The following is a 16,606-nucleotide window of genomic DNA, read 5'->3' as shown; positions in this document are numbered from 1 at the left end:
TTACATGAAGAGATTTTTTACCTTACTTTTTTTAGCAGCTTCGTGGCCGGCACTTGCCCAGTATGTTCAGGATTATAAAGCGGAAGGCGACAGGGCATTTGTTAACAAAGATTATTATGAAGCTGCTTATTATTACCTGAAAGCCGCCGATGGTTTGAAAATAACCAAGGCCGTTGATTTGCCATACCAAAGCAGCTCAGGCAAGCCGCAAAACGGGCAAAAGCCCGGCGACCAGCTTTATATCAAGTACAAACTGGCCGATTCCTATCGTTTATATGAGAACTATCTGGAAGCGGAGCCCTGGTATTACCAGGTGCTGAATGATGCACAACAAACCAATTACCCTTTAGCACGCTTGTGGTACGGTATATGCCTGCGGGCTAACCAGCATTTTGATGAGGCAATTAAGCAGCTGGAACAATTCAAAAATGCGTATAAGGGCGATGCCTCAAGCCTGGCGCTGGCCGAAAAAGAAATCCGTAACTGTTTGTTTGCAAAGGAGCAGTATGCCTTCCCGGCATCAATAGACGTGAAGAAGCTCAAGGGTAAGTGGAATTCAGACGGCTCTAATTATGCAACTATTAAACGGGACGAAAACTATTGGTTTACCTCATCCCGCTTAATCAAAAATGATAAACGCCACCTGAACAGGATTTATCATCTGGCTAATAATAACACTGCAGAACCGGAAATTATCCGTTTTCAGGATGAGGAAGGCCGTAAAGAAATTGAGTACGGAACACCATCCATGGACCCGGCCGGAAAGCGGCTTTATTTTACCCGCTGGTACAAAGAAGGCAGTAAGATTGTACATGCTATTTATTGCAGTGAACGCCAGGGCGAGGCATGGTCCCGGCCGCGCAAGCTGAATTCCAATGTTAACCCGGAAGGGTTTAGCGCCATACAGCCGTTTATTACGGCAGATGGTAGGCGAATGCTATTTGTATCTAATAAACCCGGCGGGCAGGGTGCCAATGATTTGTGGATTTGTAATCTGGACGAGCAGGGCAATCCCACCAACTCCCTTAATCTCGGGCCTGAAATCAATACGGCGATGGATGAACAGGCGCCATATTACGAGGAAAATACACACCGGTTGATTTACAGCTCCAGAGGGTTTACGGGTTTAGGTGGATTCGATTTTTTTGAGAGCTTTGGTGACCTGGGCAACTGGGCTGCACCCCGCAACATGGGTTATCCCATGAATTCAGCTAAGGATGACTTATATTTTTGTCCCAATGTTAGTCATGACGGTCGTTTCTTTATCAGTTCTGACCGGGAATCGGATTGCTGCCTGGAGTTGTTTGAGGTGACCGACAAGCGTTACTTTGTTAGCGGCCATTTGATGGATTGCAGTACGCAAAAGGTGTTAACCGGTGCAACAGTCAGTTTGGTGGATTCTATTTCCAAACAAACCGTTAAGCAGCTTACACTGGCTTCTGATGCACCATATAGTTTCAGAATTGATACCAAGCGGCCATATAAACTCTTATTTGAAAAAAGCGGATATTTTACCAAATCAGTTCCGGTAGACGGCAACGGTAAAATGATGGCTGACACCCTATATCAGCCCGACGCCTGTCTGCAACCGTTTGAAGTGGGTAAGCCTATTGTAATTCAAAATATTCTGTATGATTATAATATGGCCACTTTGCGCCAAGAGTCAAAAACTGTATTGGACGGCATTGCAACCATCTTGAATGATAACCCAAAGCTTAAAATTGAGCTGGGTGCGCATACGGATTCTGTAGGCAGCGAGGAGTACAATCTGCAGCTTTCCCAAAAGCGGGCACAATCCTGCGTTGATTATATTATTTCTAAAGGTATTCCGATGGACCGGATATTTGCCCGTGGATATGGCGAGGCCAAGCCTATTGAACCCAACTCTTTGCCCGATGGTAAGGATAACGCGGACGGACGCCAGTTGAACCGCAGAACCGAGTTTACAGTATTAAAAACAGACGTTGTGGTGTTAAACGGAATTAAACAGTAAATAAAATGAATAGCGTAGCTAACGGTGTTTTATCGGGTGAAATTATTAAACTGTGTTTCCTGTTACTGGCCATCGGTACCGGTCTTTATGGCGCTTTCAGAATTTTGGGCGTTTACTTAATAGGTGTTAACAAAGGTATAAATGGCGAATTTGAAGATGTGTTAATTGTTGGGGTGGTGAACATAGGTATCAGTTTAGTGACTTTAGCTTGGATGGTTACCTAAACGGGAAAGATAAAGCGGGTATACAGGCCGTTACCAAAACCTGTATCGGCAGAAGGCACTTGCTTCTGCTGCTTAGTGAGAGTGATAGTTGTTACCCTGCAGCCAATTAAGCTGCAGGGTTTTTTGTGCAGTAATAAATTTAAATTAATGCTCTCCTTAAAAACGCTGTACCTGTACTTTTTGGCTGTTATCTATCAGCGTAAATATTACCGGCTCGGAAGTGGTTTGTGCTACCTGTATGCTTTGGCTCGGGTTACGGATAGTGTAGCCGTTGCCGGATGCGCTGGTGGTTATAGTGTATTGATTAACTGGCAAGAACAAGTTAAACTCTCCATTTTCATCCGTTAATGTGAAAAATGTGCGGTTTTGCGCATCAGTTGCCGTAATGCGTATACCTTCCAGTAGCACGGCCGTTTGCTGGTACTTTTGTTTTACAGGTTGTATGCGGCCGGTAAGCGAGGCATTGCGGGTAAGGGCAATAAGCTGCCGGGTATTTTTCTTTAATAAAATGTTCCCGATAGTATTCGTACTCCTTCCTTTAGCGTCAATCACTTGTATTTGGTGCATGCCGGCAGGCACATCAATATAAGTAACTTCGCCATGCTGATTGCTGCGGGCTATGGTTTGATCCATACTTACCAGTACGCCCGGTACCAGTTTTTCCTGATTATCGTGAACACCGTTACCGTTGGCATCTTCAAAAAAGGATAGCTCTAGTTTGTGCCTGCCGGCAGAACCGGCAACGTTAAAGTTTTTGATTACGCCAAGTTGTGTTTGGTAGCGGCTGTAACCAGCATAGCGATTATAATAAACTTGTCCTGATAACGCCCAGTTACCGGGCAGGTTCAGCTTAGCCAGTCCCGAAAAACCGGCGTTAAATGATCTGACGTACGATTTACTGTAGTTAAAGCTATGTGATAAATTCAGGTTAAGCTTATGCCTGAACATGGAAAAATTAACATACGGCGCTAATGCATAATTGGTGTTGTATTGCTTATAAAGCAGGTAATATTGGTCAAGCAAGTAATAAGGCCCTATCAGCGCAAAAGCATTCAGGCCAAACTGGCCGCTGTAATAATTCAAAGAAAGCCGAACAGATTTCTGTCCCTGATCATCCGTCAGCTCGCGGTTGCACAGTATACCGTAATCAGCATTGAATGAAAGTGAATGTGCACCAGATAATGAGTACCGGAAATCAGCCGCAATACGATGCGCAATGGCCGACAACTTTCCGCTTTCGGCCGGCGCAAACTGCAAAGCACTCACGTTTTGTTGCTGAAGGTAAGGTCGCAAACTCACAAACAGCCGTTTTATGGGCTGAAATGATGCCGCTACTTCATAGGAACTCATATCATTATAGGAAGCCAGGAAAGTTTGGTCGGTTAGATACTGTGGATTGTTGCGGAGCCTGGTAAAACGGGCAACCAGTTTTAAGCCATTTGGGGCCGAGTAGCTTAACTGTTCATTGAGCTGCAGGGTGCCCCGCCGCAAACCGCTGTAATAGCTGCTGCTCATAAAATTGCCTGATGATAGTTCAAATGAACCAAAGCTGCCCGTGTAGTTAATGCCACCGGCATAGCCAATCTGGTTTGTATTATTGGTGGTGCGGCTTTCTGTACTATAACCTGCGGTAACTTCCAGCAGTTGGTTGCTTGATAACTGCATATGACTGTTCACATGGGCCAGGTTGGTACGCAATTGCTGCACGTCATCACTCTGATGAATATAAGTAGCTTCCCAATAAGTGTTTTCAGATTTTTGGTAACGATAGTTACCTGCTAAGGTATTTGGCGCATGGTTAAGCAGTGTGGCATGCTGGCTGGAGTAAAGTAGATAAGCATTATTTACATAATACAGGTTCACGGTACTTTTACTAACAGAACCGTATGCTTTAATGCCACGGCCGTATAAAGGCATCTCCAGATTTTCGCCAATAGTACCGGTCTTTACACCTGCATGCTTGCTGTCAAAGCTTATATAGGTATCACGCAAATCATAGGCTGCTATAGCGTTGTAATAATTTGCATTCAGGTTATAACTTAATCGCGAGTCTTTTTCCAGACGAAAGTTGCCATTGCCACGCAATAGATATTGATTATTATCATTACCCGATATAGCCGTAAGCTCCAAACTATTATCAGGCATCATCAGAGATGGTGTGAGTAAAACGCTTTTGTTACTGCTTAGTACAACCACTTTTATTTGCCGCTCTGCCAGCAGTTTGCCGGTCGCATCTTCTGCGAACACCTGTAGCTGCATATCGGGCTGATTGATTTTCTTTGCAGCCAGGTGGGCTTCAAAAACTACTAACCGTTCAGCGCCGGCATCCATTAATAGTTGCTGTACAGGAATAGGAACCTGTAAAGCTTCTGAAGATGACTTGATGCGTATGTTAACATTTACCGCATCATAGCGCTTGTTGAGCATCTTAAAGCGGGCCGACAGCCGGGCCGTTTGCTGATCGACATAAATAACAGGATCAATGGCCTGTAACAGGAACTGGCCCGGCTCATCAAGTTGGGTGTAAAAGCTACCTGTAATTTGCTGGGCTGGCTGGGTGGTAGTACGGTAATGAACGGCGAAAAGCTGCAAGGCGTGGTGAATAGTGCGGTTGGACGAAAGATACTTTACCGGGAAGGTGCGCTCCGCATTCGGCGGCAACATTAGGGTATCGGGCGGAGTAATAAGCATCCCCTCATCAGTAGAATGTGCGCGGGTAAGATAAACAGTAGTTGGTGTAGTGTTTATTAAATGCAGTTTGTTGCTGAATGTGCCGTTATGATTTATAACAAGTGTATCCTGTTCAAAAAAGCAGCGGATACCAGATGCCTGTTGTGCCTTACTTTCTATACCATCGAAAACAAGCACAAGGCAAATGAACCAGAATAAGCGGGCTTTTATTGAACCGAAACCGACCGTAACAGGCATTTATTTATTGAACGTGAATAGCAAATACGCTAATTGTGTAAATATCAAACCAGGCAATCTGAATTCAATTAGCCTGAAAAACGAGCGTGTACCTGGCAAGTACGGCATTGGGCCAAACGGTATTTATCGATATTTCAGGTAGCCAAAATGATAGCGTGTAGCTCATGGTAATTTGAGTTGTGTTAATCAATAGTTAATCGGTGAATAAAATTAACTGTTATTGATATCTCGGTCATGATACATTTTATTCATTGTCGTTTCACGAAAATCATTTTATTCATTCCGGTTGGGAGTGATGTGAATTGAAGAGATCGTATTTACCTTTGAGTTAATATTTAAACGATTAAACTCATTACGAAATGAAAAAACTTTTATTAACCGCTTCTTTAACAGTTTCTATGTTGTCACTGATTGGTGTGGCCAAAGCACAGACTGCCCAAACTTCAACGGCAACTTCTAATCTGAACGTTCACATCACCGAGCAGTTGCAAATTAACTTTGGTGATGGTGCAGGTAACGTAAGTTCGGGCGATATTGACCTGACTTTTGCTAAGCCAGAAGATTATGTAACTGGTGTGAGCGCTACTAAAAACGGACATTTGCTCATTACATCAACAGGTAACTATACCGTAGATGTAAAAACCCAGGATGCGAAGCTGGCTGGCATGACCGGAACAAACAGCAGCGCCATTGATGCCGATGCTGTTAAAGTAAAGTTATTACCAACCAGTAACAGTGACATAGTAGGTAATACCACGGGCTTAAACCTGTCGCAAACTAACGGGCGTTTCATTTCAAGTGGTCAGCCAACAACCCAAACTGCATTAAACGTACAATACTTTACTGCACCTAAAGACGAGCGTTTTGTAGGTTTAGCTGCTGATACCTACAGAACTCAGATTACATATACACTAACTGCTAATTAATTTCTCTCCATAGTTATGATGTGTTTAAAGGGCCGGGTAGCAGGATTAGTGATCTTGGTATGGTGTTTTACCGGCCACTTTAAAATTTTTGCGCAAGGCAGCCTGGCAGCATCTCCTGCCCGGCTGTTTTTTAATAATGATGCAGGTAAGCGCGGTATGCAAACGGTGCGGCTGTCAAACTCAGGTACGGCGCCTATCATTGTTAAAGCCTCTCTTCAGGATTGGGAACGCGATAGTTTGGGCGCCAAGGTATATTACCCGGCCGGGAAACTAAAAAGCTCCAATGCTGCATGGCTCAAAGTTAGTCCTGAGGTTATTGAACTGGCACCGGGGCAGGAGCAAGAAGTGGCCGTTAACATGAATGTACCGGCTGATGCCGGTTCTAGCGGCGTTAAAAACAGCATGCTCTTTTTTACGCAGGTAAACGAGCAAAAGGCAACTGCTGCTTCAGGGCAAAAGCAGGTATTGATCAATATCCGGTTCGAGGTGGGTATTCATGTATACTATACACCACCAGCATTAACTAAAAAGGACTTAAGCTTTGTAGCCTTTGATGACCGGGGGAAAGTAAAGACGCCCGAAGGGGAGTTTAAGCGCCTGGCTCTGGTTGTTAAAAATGCCGGCGAAGTAAGTGCCGATGCCCGTATACATTTGGAAGTTACCGACGCAGCCTCGGGCGAGGAATTTAAGTTTCCAGATAAGTCGGTTGCTATGCTGCCGGGTGCCCGCCAAATAGTTTATGTAGATGTACCATCAAAGCTGGCCGGCCGCAAACTGGTTGCTGTAGCCATGTTAGACAGCGGCGCTGCCGCCGATCTGAAAGTGGCGGAAAAAGCTTTTGAATATGCCAGGTAAATCGCTTTGTGGCTTGTTGTTGTGCTTGGTTTGGCTATTCTCTTATTCTGAAAAAGGAGAGGGGCAGGTTTTATCCCTGGCTATTAAGTCCAATATGCAAACCAGCGCTTTAAGCTTTAATCAGGCAAACTGGGAAACGGCGAGTCTAAGCGGTGCTAATACATCGGGCGATAGTTTTTCTTTCACGAGGGGAGTGCTGGGCCTAATCGGCACCGGTGTACTACCTAAGGTTATGCTGAAAGCCCAATCTGCAAATTTTACCTACACGCCGGCGGCTAACGTTAAAACAACCAATGTTGTAACCGCCGACGTTTTGAGAGCGGAAATTACCGGTGTGACCGGTAGTGATGGGCTTACATCCTTATTAAGCAGTATATTGTCGGCCAGCCATCCGGTTACCTTAAGTACTACAGATAAGCAGTTATTTGACGGTCTGGCCAACGTAGCCTTAAACTTGTTCGGGTCAGACAGGCCGGTAACACTCAAATACACGGTATCGCAAGCCGGGGTAAAACAATTTTTGAAAGCAGCAGGCACCTATACGCTCGATTTACTTTATACCGGCTATAGCGCACTGGGCGTGCCTAATGGTACTGTCAATGTAACCTTAACCATTGATGTGGCACCCTTTTCGCTCATCACTGGTTTGCAGAATGTGCCGCGACTAAAATTCAGTCAGGCTTCTGATTATAGTAACGGCCCGCAAGCAAATCCCGTGCAACAGTTAATTGGTATTACCAGTACAGTACCTTACCAAATTCAACTTAAAACAGCCTACTCCAATCTTTTGGATCAGGACAACGCGAGCCAGCCGGTAATGCTGGTTTCTCATATACAAACGCAGGCCGGTGCAATGGGCGGGAACGCCAGCCCTATTCCGGCGTTATCCACAACCGCTAAGCCCTTACTGTCCGGAACTAGTGCTTTGCAAAATACGGAAAGTATTGTTTATCGCATGCCTGCTCAATATACCGGTGCCTACCTACGTACAGGTACCTATCGTTCCCCACTCAATTTCACTGTTATTAAGTACGACGGAACTACAGAAACAGTAACTACAGACCTGTTTGTTGATGTATCGCCTATTGCTCAGTTAAGTATCACGGGACCTGTCGATCTTAGATTTTTGAATGCCGAGCATTATCGCCGGGGCATTCATACAGATATGCTGGCACACTTACACATTGATAAAAACAGCCCCTACGAGATTTACGCCAAGGCGGCCGGGACTACATTAGATGGTACCGGCGGATCGATATCATTAAACAACCTTATTGCTATTGAACCGCTTGCTCAAAGCGGAACACTGCCTGGCATCCCTCACCGAGTTACTTTATCGTCCAGCTATCAGGCCATCATTACGGGGGCAGAGCCGGCAATGAACAAGGATATTGCTTTGCGCTATATTATCGAGGCAGCAAACACAGGAAGGCTGCTTAATAAGCCGGCCGGTATGTATTCTACCACCATTACTTATAGTTTTACGGCGCAGTAAAGAATGTGCAGTAGATATAGTTATATAGCCTTAATCTGTACCGCAAACGCTTTGGCAAACCTTGGTCCGTTCATCAAGAATAGCCTGACTCGTTGATGCTTCCTTTTCAATATGCTTCTTGCCCCAATGGTGCAAATGTGCTATAAAAGGAATCAGCTCCTGTCCGGTCTCGCTCAGTGAGTATTCTACTTTAGGTGGTACTTCGTGATACATTTTGCGGATAATCAGGTTGTCCTCCTCCAATTCCCTTAAAGTTTGCGTAAGCATTTTGGTGGTAATATCAGGCAGCGTTCTGCTCAGTTCGCCGTAACGCAATACGCCTTTCATGCTCAGGTACCATAATATCCGTGCTTTATACTTTCCGCCAATTCGCTTAAACGCGTAATCTACCGCGCAAAGTTGAGTTGGTTCTGTCTGTTTTAAATCACTTTTCATTTTGTGTCTCCTATTAAACCTCTGAAAATCAGCAATACATACCTTTTAGTAGGTAAGATACAAAAAAGTACATACTTGCCAAAAGTATGTAATTGATCTACCATTGCAATGTATTAAATATTGAATCAGGGATTAAAAGAGTATAGCCTCGCAAATTTTAAAAAGGATATAAAAATGAAAAATATAGCAGACAAAAATGAAAGCAGACAGATGATGAAGGCCGTTAGGTTGCACGAGTTTGGTGGGCCTGAAGTACTGTGCTACGAAGATGCGCCGATGCCTGAGTTGAATGCAGGCGAGGTGCTTGTTTGCGTTCACGCAGTAGGTGTCAACCCGCCCGACTGGTACTTGCGCGACGGCTACAGGTCGTTGCCGCCGGAGTGGCAGCCGCAAGTGTCTTTCCCGTTAATTTTAGGTACGGATATTTCGGGAGTTATCGAAGCTGTTGCTGATGATGTTACAGATTTTTCGGTCGGGAACGAAGTCTACTCGATGGTGCGCTTTTTCAGCGTAGGTGAGAGCAAGGCTTATGCGGAGTACGTCACTGTGCCGGCATCGCAGGTTGCACTTAAGCCGGCCAGCATTGATCATATACAGGCTGCCGCAGCTCCTATGTCGCTGCTTACAGCCTGGCAATACCTGGTTGAGGTGGGGCATAATGAGCCTAATCCCTTTCAGGCGAATAAACACCAGCCGGTACCACTCGCTGGCAAGAAAGTACTGATAAACGGTGCTGCAGGCGGAGTAGGGCATTTTGCCGTGCAGATAGCGAAGCTGAAAGGCGCTCACGTAATTGCCGTTGCCTCAGGTAAGCACGAAACGCTTTTGCGCAATCTTGGTGTCGACGAATTTATTGATTACACTAAAGTAGCTCCAGAAGAGGTAGTACACGATCTCGATGTTGTTCTGGACACGCTTGGTGGCCCGGCAACAGGCCGTTTTTTGCGTACACTTAAGCGGGGCGGAGCTTTGTTTCCTGTATATCTGGGCTTCTCTGATGCGGAGGAGGCCGAAAAGTTAGGTATCACGGTTTCATCAGCTCAGGTTCGCTCAAGCGGAGTGCAGCTTGCAGAACTGGCGGGCCTATTGAACGACGGAAGAATCCGGGTTGTGATAGACAGCACCTATCCGCTTGCTGACGCCCGCAAAGCGCACGAACGGGCTGCCCAAGGTCACATCCAAGGTAAAATAGTGCTAACTGTTGATTAAATGTTTAGGCTTTAACAAGCTGAAGATAACTGACGGTTTTTGATAATGATGATAACAGAAGGCTGTCTCTGGTTAGAGATAGCTTTCATACAATCTGCTAAACATGGATATCAAAGAAATAGAGGATAGGATAAACCTCAAAGAACTTGTAGACAAAGTTTCGATTTTAGCCGACCAAAAAAATTTTGGTGCGCAAGTAAAGCTGTTTACAGAAAATGCGGTGTCAGAAACCATTGCCGGTGGCGCAACCATTTTGAAACTGAAAGGCCGCAAAGCAATGGCAGAGGCCTTTGCCAGTTTTAACAAAGCCTTTGACACTATTTACCATTTCAACGGGCAGCATGTATTAACTCTCAAGGTGATTCTGCAACCGGAGTTTTATATAGCATAGTTATCTTGATGGGTACAGCGGATGGCGAAAAGATTAAGACGACCATTGGTGCGACTTACCAGGATGAGTATGCCTTTGTGGATAAGCGCTGGCTTATTTCCAGGAGAATAGGTACTTTCAATTGGCAGGAAAAAGTTATATCAACCAATAGCTACAGATTAAAAGATTGGTATAGGGGATGGTAGGTTATAGGGCGATCCGAAACAAAAGGTAAGCAATACGTTGCTGTCTTTAAAGTGTAAGGAAAAACAAAATAGTATTTCAGTGCTTGTGTTATCGTAATACTTTAATCAGTTAACCCATATATTATGTTTTACCACATCCAAAAGTTAATCAATCCGATCGTAAGTGATGAACCAGATCCGGCCGCAGCAAATGCTTTACAAGAAGGCTTAGGCGGACAGTTCGGCGAAATGCGTACTATGATGCAGTTCCTTTTCCAAAGCTTTAACTTTCGCGGTGACGGCATTCCTTACCTTGACCTGATCCAGGGAATAGGACTGGAGGAGATAAGCCACGTAGAACTGATAAGTAAAACTATTGCCCAGTTACTGGACGATGCACCGGGCTATAGCGGAGATAAGTTTGACACGCCAGGCAAAGGCGGCCAGGAAACGCTCGACGTAGGCAAGCTGGCTAAAAACCCGCACCACTTTATCATCGGTGCGCAAGGTGCCTTACCGGTTGATGCTGCAGGTAACCCTTGGAGTGGTTCTTATGTGCATAACCACGGTAACTTAGTGCTCGATTTGATGGATAACCTGGTTTTGGAAGCAACAGGACGGGTTCAAAAATCAAGAATATACCAAATGTCTTCTAACAAGACACTTAGGGCAACCATTGCCTTCCTGATCGTTCGGGATGAAGCGCACCAAATGGCATTTGCCAAAGCGTTAGAAACGTTAGGTATAGATTGGGCTAAAACACTGCCAATTCCAAAATTCGATTCTTCCCAATATCCGGAAGTGAAAAAATTACTGGATGCCGGGCTACACCGCGAGCAGTATACCTTCCGCCTGGATTCGTCGCAAATGGAAAAGATTTTCAGTGGCAGTGCTCCGGCTAATGATGGAACCGAGCTTATCACCAAGAAAGAGCCGGATAATTCTTATGATATACCGGTTGCACCCGAACGTCCGGAAGAATTTGCACCAGGGCTTGATCCGGAGATGCAAAAACTGGCAGATGCTTTGAATGAATTCAAAGAAAAGACGGTGAAAGACATGGAGAAAAAAGCGGGACCTAACCCAAGAAAAAAGAAAGATTAAATAAAAAGGGAGGCTAATGCCTCCCTTTTTATTTACAAGTATGTTTTGATAAATAGTGCTTTATATAAGTGAGAATGCAAGATAGACTTATAAGTCGTTATGCACATTATTGAACCCTTTTGAAAGAGTTTAGTTAAGAAGTTTTTTGCTGTTTCCGTATCTTACAATTAAGCATGGAACCGAAAGCAGCGTTTATGTAGTAGTTCCTGTTATTATCTTCCAACAAAAGTTAAACGGCTCAAGCGTTTCATTTATGTACAGATACTTCTGCAGAGAGCAAGGTAACGTTAGTTCATCTCTATATATGTCGGCATCTTAGAGGCTTCTAACAGGAATGCATCAGCTATCAAACATAGTCTAATAGAGAATGCAAAGGAAGTGAAATACAGATTACAGATTTTTGTCTTTACGCATCATGCTGAGAAATGCGGGAGTAATGCCGAGATAGCTGGCTATGTGCTTCTGGGCGATGCGTTGCTCCAATCTTGGGTAGTGTTTCCGAAACTGCAGGTAACGTTGTTCAGCTGTTTTGGATAAGTTGGACGTAACACGCCGCTGGTACATATCAAAACCATTTTGTGTAAGTATCCGAAAAAAGCGTTCAAACTTCGGTATTTTTATAAACAACTCTTCCAGCCGCATTAATGTGAGGTAATACACCTTGCTATCTTCCAGCGCTTGTATTGCATTTATAGCTGGCTTTTCATTAAAGAAACTTACAATGTCGCATGCCCACCAGTTTTCCGGATAAAAGCATATGTTATGCTCTTGGCCTTGTTTATCTAGGTAAAACATACGGAGACAACCTTCTTTTACAAAGTAAAAACGGCGGCTAATTTCGCCGGGTTTCAACAAAAAAGTGCGTTTGGTAATTATTTCTTGCTCCAGCAAAGCAAGCGCTTGCTCCTGTTCTTGAGGGGTAAGCGTAATATGCATCGCAAAGTTAGCCAGAATGAGTTCATGCATACCGCAAGGTAAACATAACAATGCAATTTGTTGAGGTATGTATAGTTTCAGTTTATCCAGCGGTGACACACGTTTTCCGTTCTCCAATAACCTTTTAACCTTAAACAATTTGATGCAACCGTATCTTGTGATATTGCATCATCAAATTTGCGCTTAAATATCATTTAATGTAATTTACCATTATGGTAACAGACGTACTGCTCAAAATTTTCGATAAAGATCCGTTGATCAAAAGAAATATTGGCAAAACCATATCCTGGCGAATCGTAGGTTCGATTGATACCGTTTTACTGGGCTGGCTGATATCGGGCCATTTTTCTACCGGTGCAAAAATCGGTTTAACCGAGCTGCTGACTAAGATGGTACTTTACTATGGTCATGAACGCTTATGGCAGAAGCTAAGCTGGGGGCTACCTTCCAAGCAGCAACGTGTAAAGAAAGTTCAAGAGGAGATTGCTCCAACACTTTTTAAACAAATTGGCCGGGTGAACCAACAAAAGCGGGAGCAATTGAATCATCACCGGGCCTTTACCATCTGGCTAACCGGATTATCCGGCGCCGGCAAAACCACACTGGCGGTAGAAATAGAAGAATTTATATACAAGCAACAAGGCAGGGTATATATTTTGGACGGAGACAACACCCGGCTTGGCATAAATAAAGACTTGTCCTTTTCTGCTGAGGACCGGAGTGAAAATATCAGAAGAGTAGCAGAGCTTTGTAAGCTTTTTAATGATGCCGGAATTATTGTTATAGCCTCTTTTATTGCTCCATTTCGGAAAGACCGTGCTCTGGCCAGGGCCATCATTGGAGAGGAACATTATACGGAGGTGTATTTGGAAGCCAGCCTGGCTGCTTGTCAGCATCGGGATGTTAAAGGGTTATATCAGAAAGCAATTGAGGGTAAGATCAAAAACTTTACAGGTATTAGCAGTCCGTATGAACCGCCTGAAAAGCCCGACCTGCATTTAAATACCGAAGTTCATGACGTTAATGAATGTGTAACTGCCCTGCAGCTTTTGCTTGCCCAAAAGATGCAGTATGTTACTTCATGATGGTGCGGATGCTCTATCGCTTGCTGTGGCTGCACTGGCGCAGTGTGTTCATGAAATGTGGTTGTTGTGAATTCAGTGGTTTTCTTTATACAGAAACTTCTGCAATTCGATAATGATTGTTTAAATTTATTATCATGAACACACCTTTGCTTTGTTCCTCCGAAGAAACCGGCACCTTGCAAATTATGCATTTGAAAAGGTTCTGGCAGAAAAAACAACTTATCAGAACCAATCAAATTAGCCAGGAACAACTCCAGGCGGAATGGCCTTTGGATAAGATGCTTTTGTCGGCACTTGGCTTAGGGCTGGAGCAAACTTTGTCCTATCTATTTGGTACGGCTTCCACATTTGAGGCATTCGAAAGGTGGATTGTGGGTGTAGCAGGCGTACCATCATCACAAAATGTTTCCCGGTTTAACCAATACCTGCAAGCTGGCGCATCTGCAATATCGCGGCCCGTAGTGCCGGTTTTAAGCGAACAGGAAATTGAATTTTGGGAGACCAATGGTTACATGGTTATCCCTAATGCCGTTCCAAAAGAAGATTGCCTTGCCGCGGTGCAGGTTATTAATGATTTTCTGGGTATTTCACTTGAAGAGCCAGATAGCTGGTACCAGTCGCATGCAGACAGGAAGGGCATTATGATTCAGTTGTTTCAGCATCCGGTATTGCGAAAAAACCGTTTTTCTGACAAAATACGGATGGTATTTGAGCAACTTTGGAACCGAACCGATTTGTGGGTGAGCACAGACCGGGTAGGATTTAACCCGCCGGAAAGGGCCAACTGGACTTTTCCCGGTCCGGATTTGCACTGGGATGTGAGCCTGCAATTGCCTATACCTTTTGGTTTGCAGGGTATCCTGTACCTTGCTGATACTGCGGCCAACCAAGGTGCGTTTACCCTGGTTCCCGGTTTTCACAAGCGCCTGGAAAGTTGGCTGCACTCATTGCCGCCGGGTGTTGACCCGCGTAAGCAGGATTTACACAGCTTGGGTAGTTTTCCTGTGGCTGCACAAGCTGGTGATTTTATAGTATGGCATCACGCATTACCACATGGCAGTAGTCCAAATACAGCGCACTTGCCCCGCTATGTACAATACATCAGCTATGCACCTTATAATGATGAACCTGCAACCGGGTGGAAGTAAAGATCCAATTCGTTAAAACCGATACAGAATACCAAGGGATGCATGTAGGTTAAAAGCGTTACTACTTGGTGAAGCCGCCGGCGTAGTATTATAGTTTTCGGCTATCCACTGGTAGTTATAAGAAACTACAGGCTGAACCAAACCCTGTAAAAGCAAGTGTTTAAAATCCCATTCGCCCTGCAAGCCAAAGCCCAGGTCCACCCATTTCCGGCTTCGTTCATTAACTGCCGGAAAAGCAGTTAAAGCAAAGTCCACATTATGCTCGTAGCGTTCTAAAACAACCCCCAGCTTTTTAAGGCCCATTACCCAACTGATATCTATTGATTGTAGGTTGCCACCAGTACCTATGCCAGCCCCCAGAACCTGCCCCCGGTTGGTCCAACCCTGGTGGATGGTATAATGGGTGTACCAGCCGCCTGCCGGGTTATCCAGCCGGTCTGTAGATTGTGAGAGTTGCGTAAATTCGGTGCTAACGAGGATGCCTTGGTTGGGTTTACCAGCAAGCGGCCACAATTTTCGAAGACCGGCCACGTAAGCTCTGGCATGATCGGGTGAGGTGATGAACGCTGTTGTGTAATCATTCCAACCGTATTCAAAATAAACTTCGGCATGGCTTTTAGCAAATAACCAGCGGCTGAAAACCGAAAAGATCTGATCGCGCTCAAAATTTGTTTTCTGGTAAATGGAAACCAGCGGTAGGTACCCGGCAACGCCATTGATATCGCTATGGTATGATTGGATAACATGGTTTACACCTAGAAATAAGCCAGGCAACCACTTTGGTTGGTAATTGAAGGTTATGCCGCTTACATAGCGCCAGTCATCACGTTTGGGAATGTACAGCGTTTCACCGGCAGCATTGGCTGTTGTTTGCAGTGGTGGCAACTCAGTACCATCTAATTTACCCGCAATAATCTGCCCCTCAAATGTTCCTATCCCTGTTTTTATCGGCCGGTTTGTGTTTAAGCTGAGGTGTTTAAACCCGGGTGCATTGTTCGTCATGATCAGCGCGTTTTTCACGCCCGGGCCCCACCATAAGTTTTCGGTAGAAAGGCCTAATGACAGAGCCCGCCAGTTTAACCGAATGCTGCTTTGTCCCCAGTTTGCCTTGGTATAATGCCCCGTCCCAAATCTTTCGGGTGCATCAATGTTGTTATAATAACCGTAATAATTTTGAAGATCCTGATCGGTATGTGTGCTGGCAAAGCCGGTAAAATTTTTTTGTGAAGCGAAAACCAGCTCCGGCCGCAGTTGAACGCTTAGTATACCATAGCGAAAATAAACCCCACCACTAACAAGCGTTTGGTAGCCAGCGGCCGGAATCATGGGGCCATCGTTCCAACCATAGGGATAGCGGCTGTTGTACTGTTGCTGCCACAAAGCGGGTAGAATCTCATAATATATTTTCTTCGTTTTAGCACCCGGCACTGCAGTTATCCGTACGTTAGTCGTATCAAGCCGCCCTGCTTGCACTGGGTTATAAAAACTGTGAATATTACTATTTCCCGAAACCGGTTTTATTGGTCGGATACTAAAGGATAAGTTGCTGTCAATACCGCCGGTTAATTGTAATCTGCGGTAGTAATCTTCCAAAATGGGGGTACCAACAGGTAGGCTTTGCCCCCAAAGCAAAGCTGGAATTAGTAACAGATAAGCCAGCCCGGTAACGAACCCAATGATGCGGAAATTCATTTTTATATTGTTGATAAGGTA

13 protein-coding genes and 1 pseudogene are annotated in these 16,606 nt (G+C 44.8%); 10 read left to right on the top strand and 4 right to left on the bottom strand.

What is annotated here, in order from left to right; genetic code table 11:
- The first annotated feature begins 4 nt into the window (after positions 1-4).
- Together KHS38_RS05605 and KHS38_RS05600 are read left to right on the top strand one after the other, a co-directional pair.
- Positions 5-1,993 carry an OmpA family protein gene (locus KHS38_RS05605; protein WP_213487517.1) on the top strand — a complete coding sequence of 663 codons (1,989 nt, stop codon included), beginning with the start codon at positions 5-7 and terminating at the stop codon, positions 1,991-1,993.
- Positions 1,994-1,998: 5 nt separating this feature from the next.
- Positions 1,999-2,217, top strand: coding sequence for a hypothetical protein (locus KHS38_RS05600; protein ID WP_213487516.1), 219 nt, complete (start codon positions 1,999-2,001; stop codon positions 2,215-2,217).
- 156 nt (positions 2,218-2,373) lie between these two features.
- Here KHS38_RS05600 and KHS38_RS05595 read toward each other — a convergent pair whose 3' ends face one another.
- Positions 2,374-5,145: an MSCRAMM family protein gene (locus tag KHS38_RS05595; protein WP_213487515.1), complete on the bottom strand. Its 2,772-nt coding sequence runs from the start codon at positions 5,143-5,145 to the stop codon at positions 2,374-2,376.
- 359 nt (positions 5,146-5,504) lie between these two features.
- Between KHS38_RS05595 and KHS38_RS05590 the strand changes: the two genes are divergently transcribed.
- The 3 genes from KHS38_RS05590 to KHS38_RS05580 are packed head-to-tail and all read left to right on the top strand — an operon-like array spanning position 5,505 to position 8,421.
- The gene (locus tag KHS38_RS05590) at positions 5,505-6,071 is read left to right on the top strand and encodes a hypothetical protein (protein ID WP_213487514.1); all 567 of its coding nucleotides are present in this window, start codon (positions 5,505-5,507) and stop codon (positions 6,069-6,071) included.
- A gap of 15 nt (positions 6,072-6,086) precedes the next feature.
- Entirely contained in the window at positions 6,087-6,926 is an 840-nt protein-coding gene (locus KHS38_RS05585) for a fimbrial biogenesis chaperone (RefSeq protein WP_213487513.1), read from the top strand.
- Entirely contained in the window at positions 6,916-8,421 is a 1,506-nt protein-coding gene (locus tag KHS38_RS05580; RefSeq protein ID WP_213487512.1) for a hypothetical protein, read from the top strand. Before KHS38_RS05585 ends, KHS38_RS05580 begins: the two co-directional genes overlap by 11 nt.
- A 30-nt stretch (positions 8,422-8,451) precedes the next feature.
- On the opposite strand, the gene KHS38_RS05575 is transcribed toward KHS38_RS05580, so the two are convergent.
- Positions 8,452-8,856 (bottom strand): winged helix-turn-helix transcriptional regulator, encoded by a 405-nt coding sequence (locus tag KHS38_RS05575; RefSeq protein WP_213487511.1) that lies wholly within the window; start codon positions 8,854-8,856, stop codon positions 8,452-8,454.
- A 174-nt stretch (positions 8,857-9,030) separates the two neighbouring features.
- On the opposite strand from KHS38_RS05575, the gene KHS38_RS05570 reads away from it, so the two are divergent.
- The 3 genes and pseudogenes from KHS38_RS05570 to KHS38_RS05555 all read left to right on the top strand — a co-directional run bounded on the left by KHS38_RS05570 (position 9,031) and on the right by KHS38_RS05555 (position 11,724).
- Positions 9,031-10,065 carry an NADP-dependent oxidoreductase gene (locus KHS38_RS05570; RefSeq protein WP_213487510.1) on the top strand — a complete coding sequence of 345 codons (1,035 nt, stop codon included), beginning with the start codon at positions 9,031-9,033 and terminating at the stop codon, positions 10,063-10,065.
- Positions 10,066-10,168: 103 nt separating this feature from the next.
- A pseudogene (locus KHS38_RS22510) lies at positions 10,169-10,641 on the top strand (nuclear transport factor 2 family protein).
- Positions 10,642-10,764: 123 nt separating this feature from the next.
- A complete protein-coding gene (locus tag KHS38_RS05555) occupies positions 10,765-11,724 on the top strand; it encodes a manganese catalase family protein (RefSeq protein ID WP_213487508.1) in 960 nt (319 codons plus the stop codon).
- 390 nt (positions 11,725-12,114) lie between these two features.
- Here KHS38_RS05555 and KHS38_RS05550 read toward each other — a convergent pair whose 3' ends face one another.
- Complete coding sequence (locus KHS38_RS05550; RefSeq protein WP_213487507.1) at positions 12,115-12,690, bottom strand: Crp/Fnr family transcriptional regulator; 576 nt, start codon at positions 12,688-12,690, stop codon at positions 12,115-12,117.
- Positions 12,691-12,872: 182 nt separating this feature from the next.
- Here KHS38_RS05550 and cysC point away from each other — a divergent pair, with 182 nt between their 5' ends.
- Both cysC and KHS38_RS05540 read left to right on the top strand, forming a co-directional pair.
- Complete coding sequence (gene cysC, locus KHS38_RS05545) at positions 12,873-13,745, top strand: adenylyl-sulfate kinase (protein WP_213487506.1); 873 nt, start codon at positions 12,873-12,875, stop codon at positions 13,743-13,745.
- A 134-nt stretch (positions 13,746-13,879) separates the two neighbouring features.
- Complete coding sequence (locus KHS38_RS05540) at positions 13,880-14,893, top strand: phytanoyl-CoA dioxygenase family protein (RefSeq protein ID WP_213487505.1); 1,014 nt, start codon at positions 13,880-13,882, stop codon at positions 14,891-14,893.
- Between the two features lie 12 nt (positions 14,894-14,905).
- Here the strand turns inward: KHS38_RS05540 and KHS38_RS05535 are convergent, their stop codons facing one another.
- Positions 14,906-16,585 (bottom strand): capsule assembly Wzi family protein, encoded by a 1,680-nt coding sequence (locus tag KHS38_RS05535; RefSeq protein WP_213487504.1) that lies wholly within the window; start codon positions 16,583-16,585, stop codon positions 14,906-14,908.
- Positions 16,586-16,606: the final 21 nt, after the last annotated feature.

Origin of the sequence: Mucilaginibacter sp. Bleaf8 (assembly GCF_018390515.1) — a bacterium.
In the GTDB taxonomy this organism is placed as follows: Bacteria; Bacteroidota; Bacteroidia; order Sphingobacteriales; family Sphingobacteriaceae; genus Mucilaginibacter.
The sequence above is the reverse complement of the archived record's forward strand: the minus strand, read 5'-3'. Positions and strand labels throughout refer to the sequence as shown.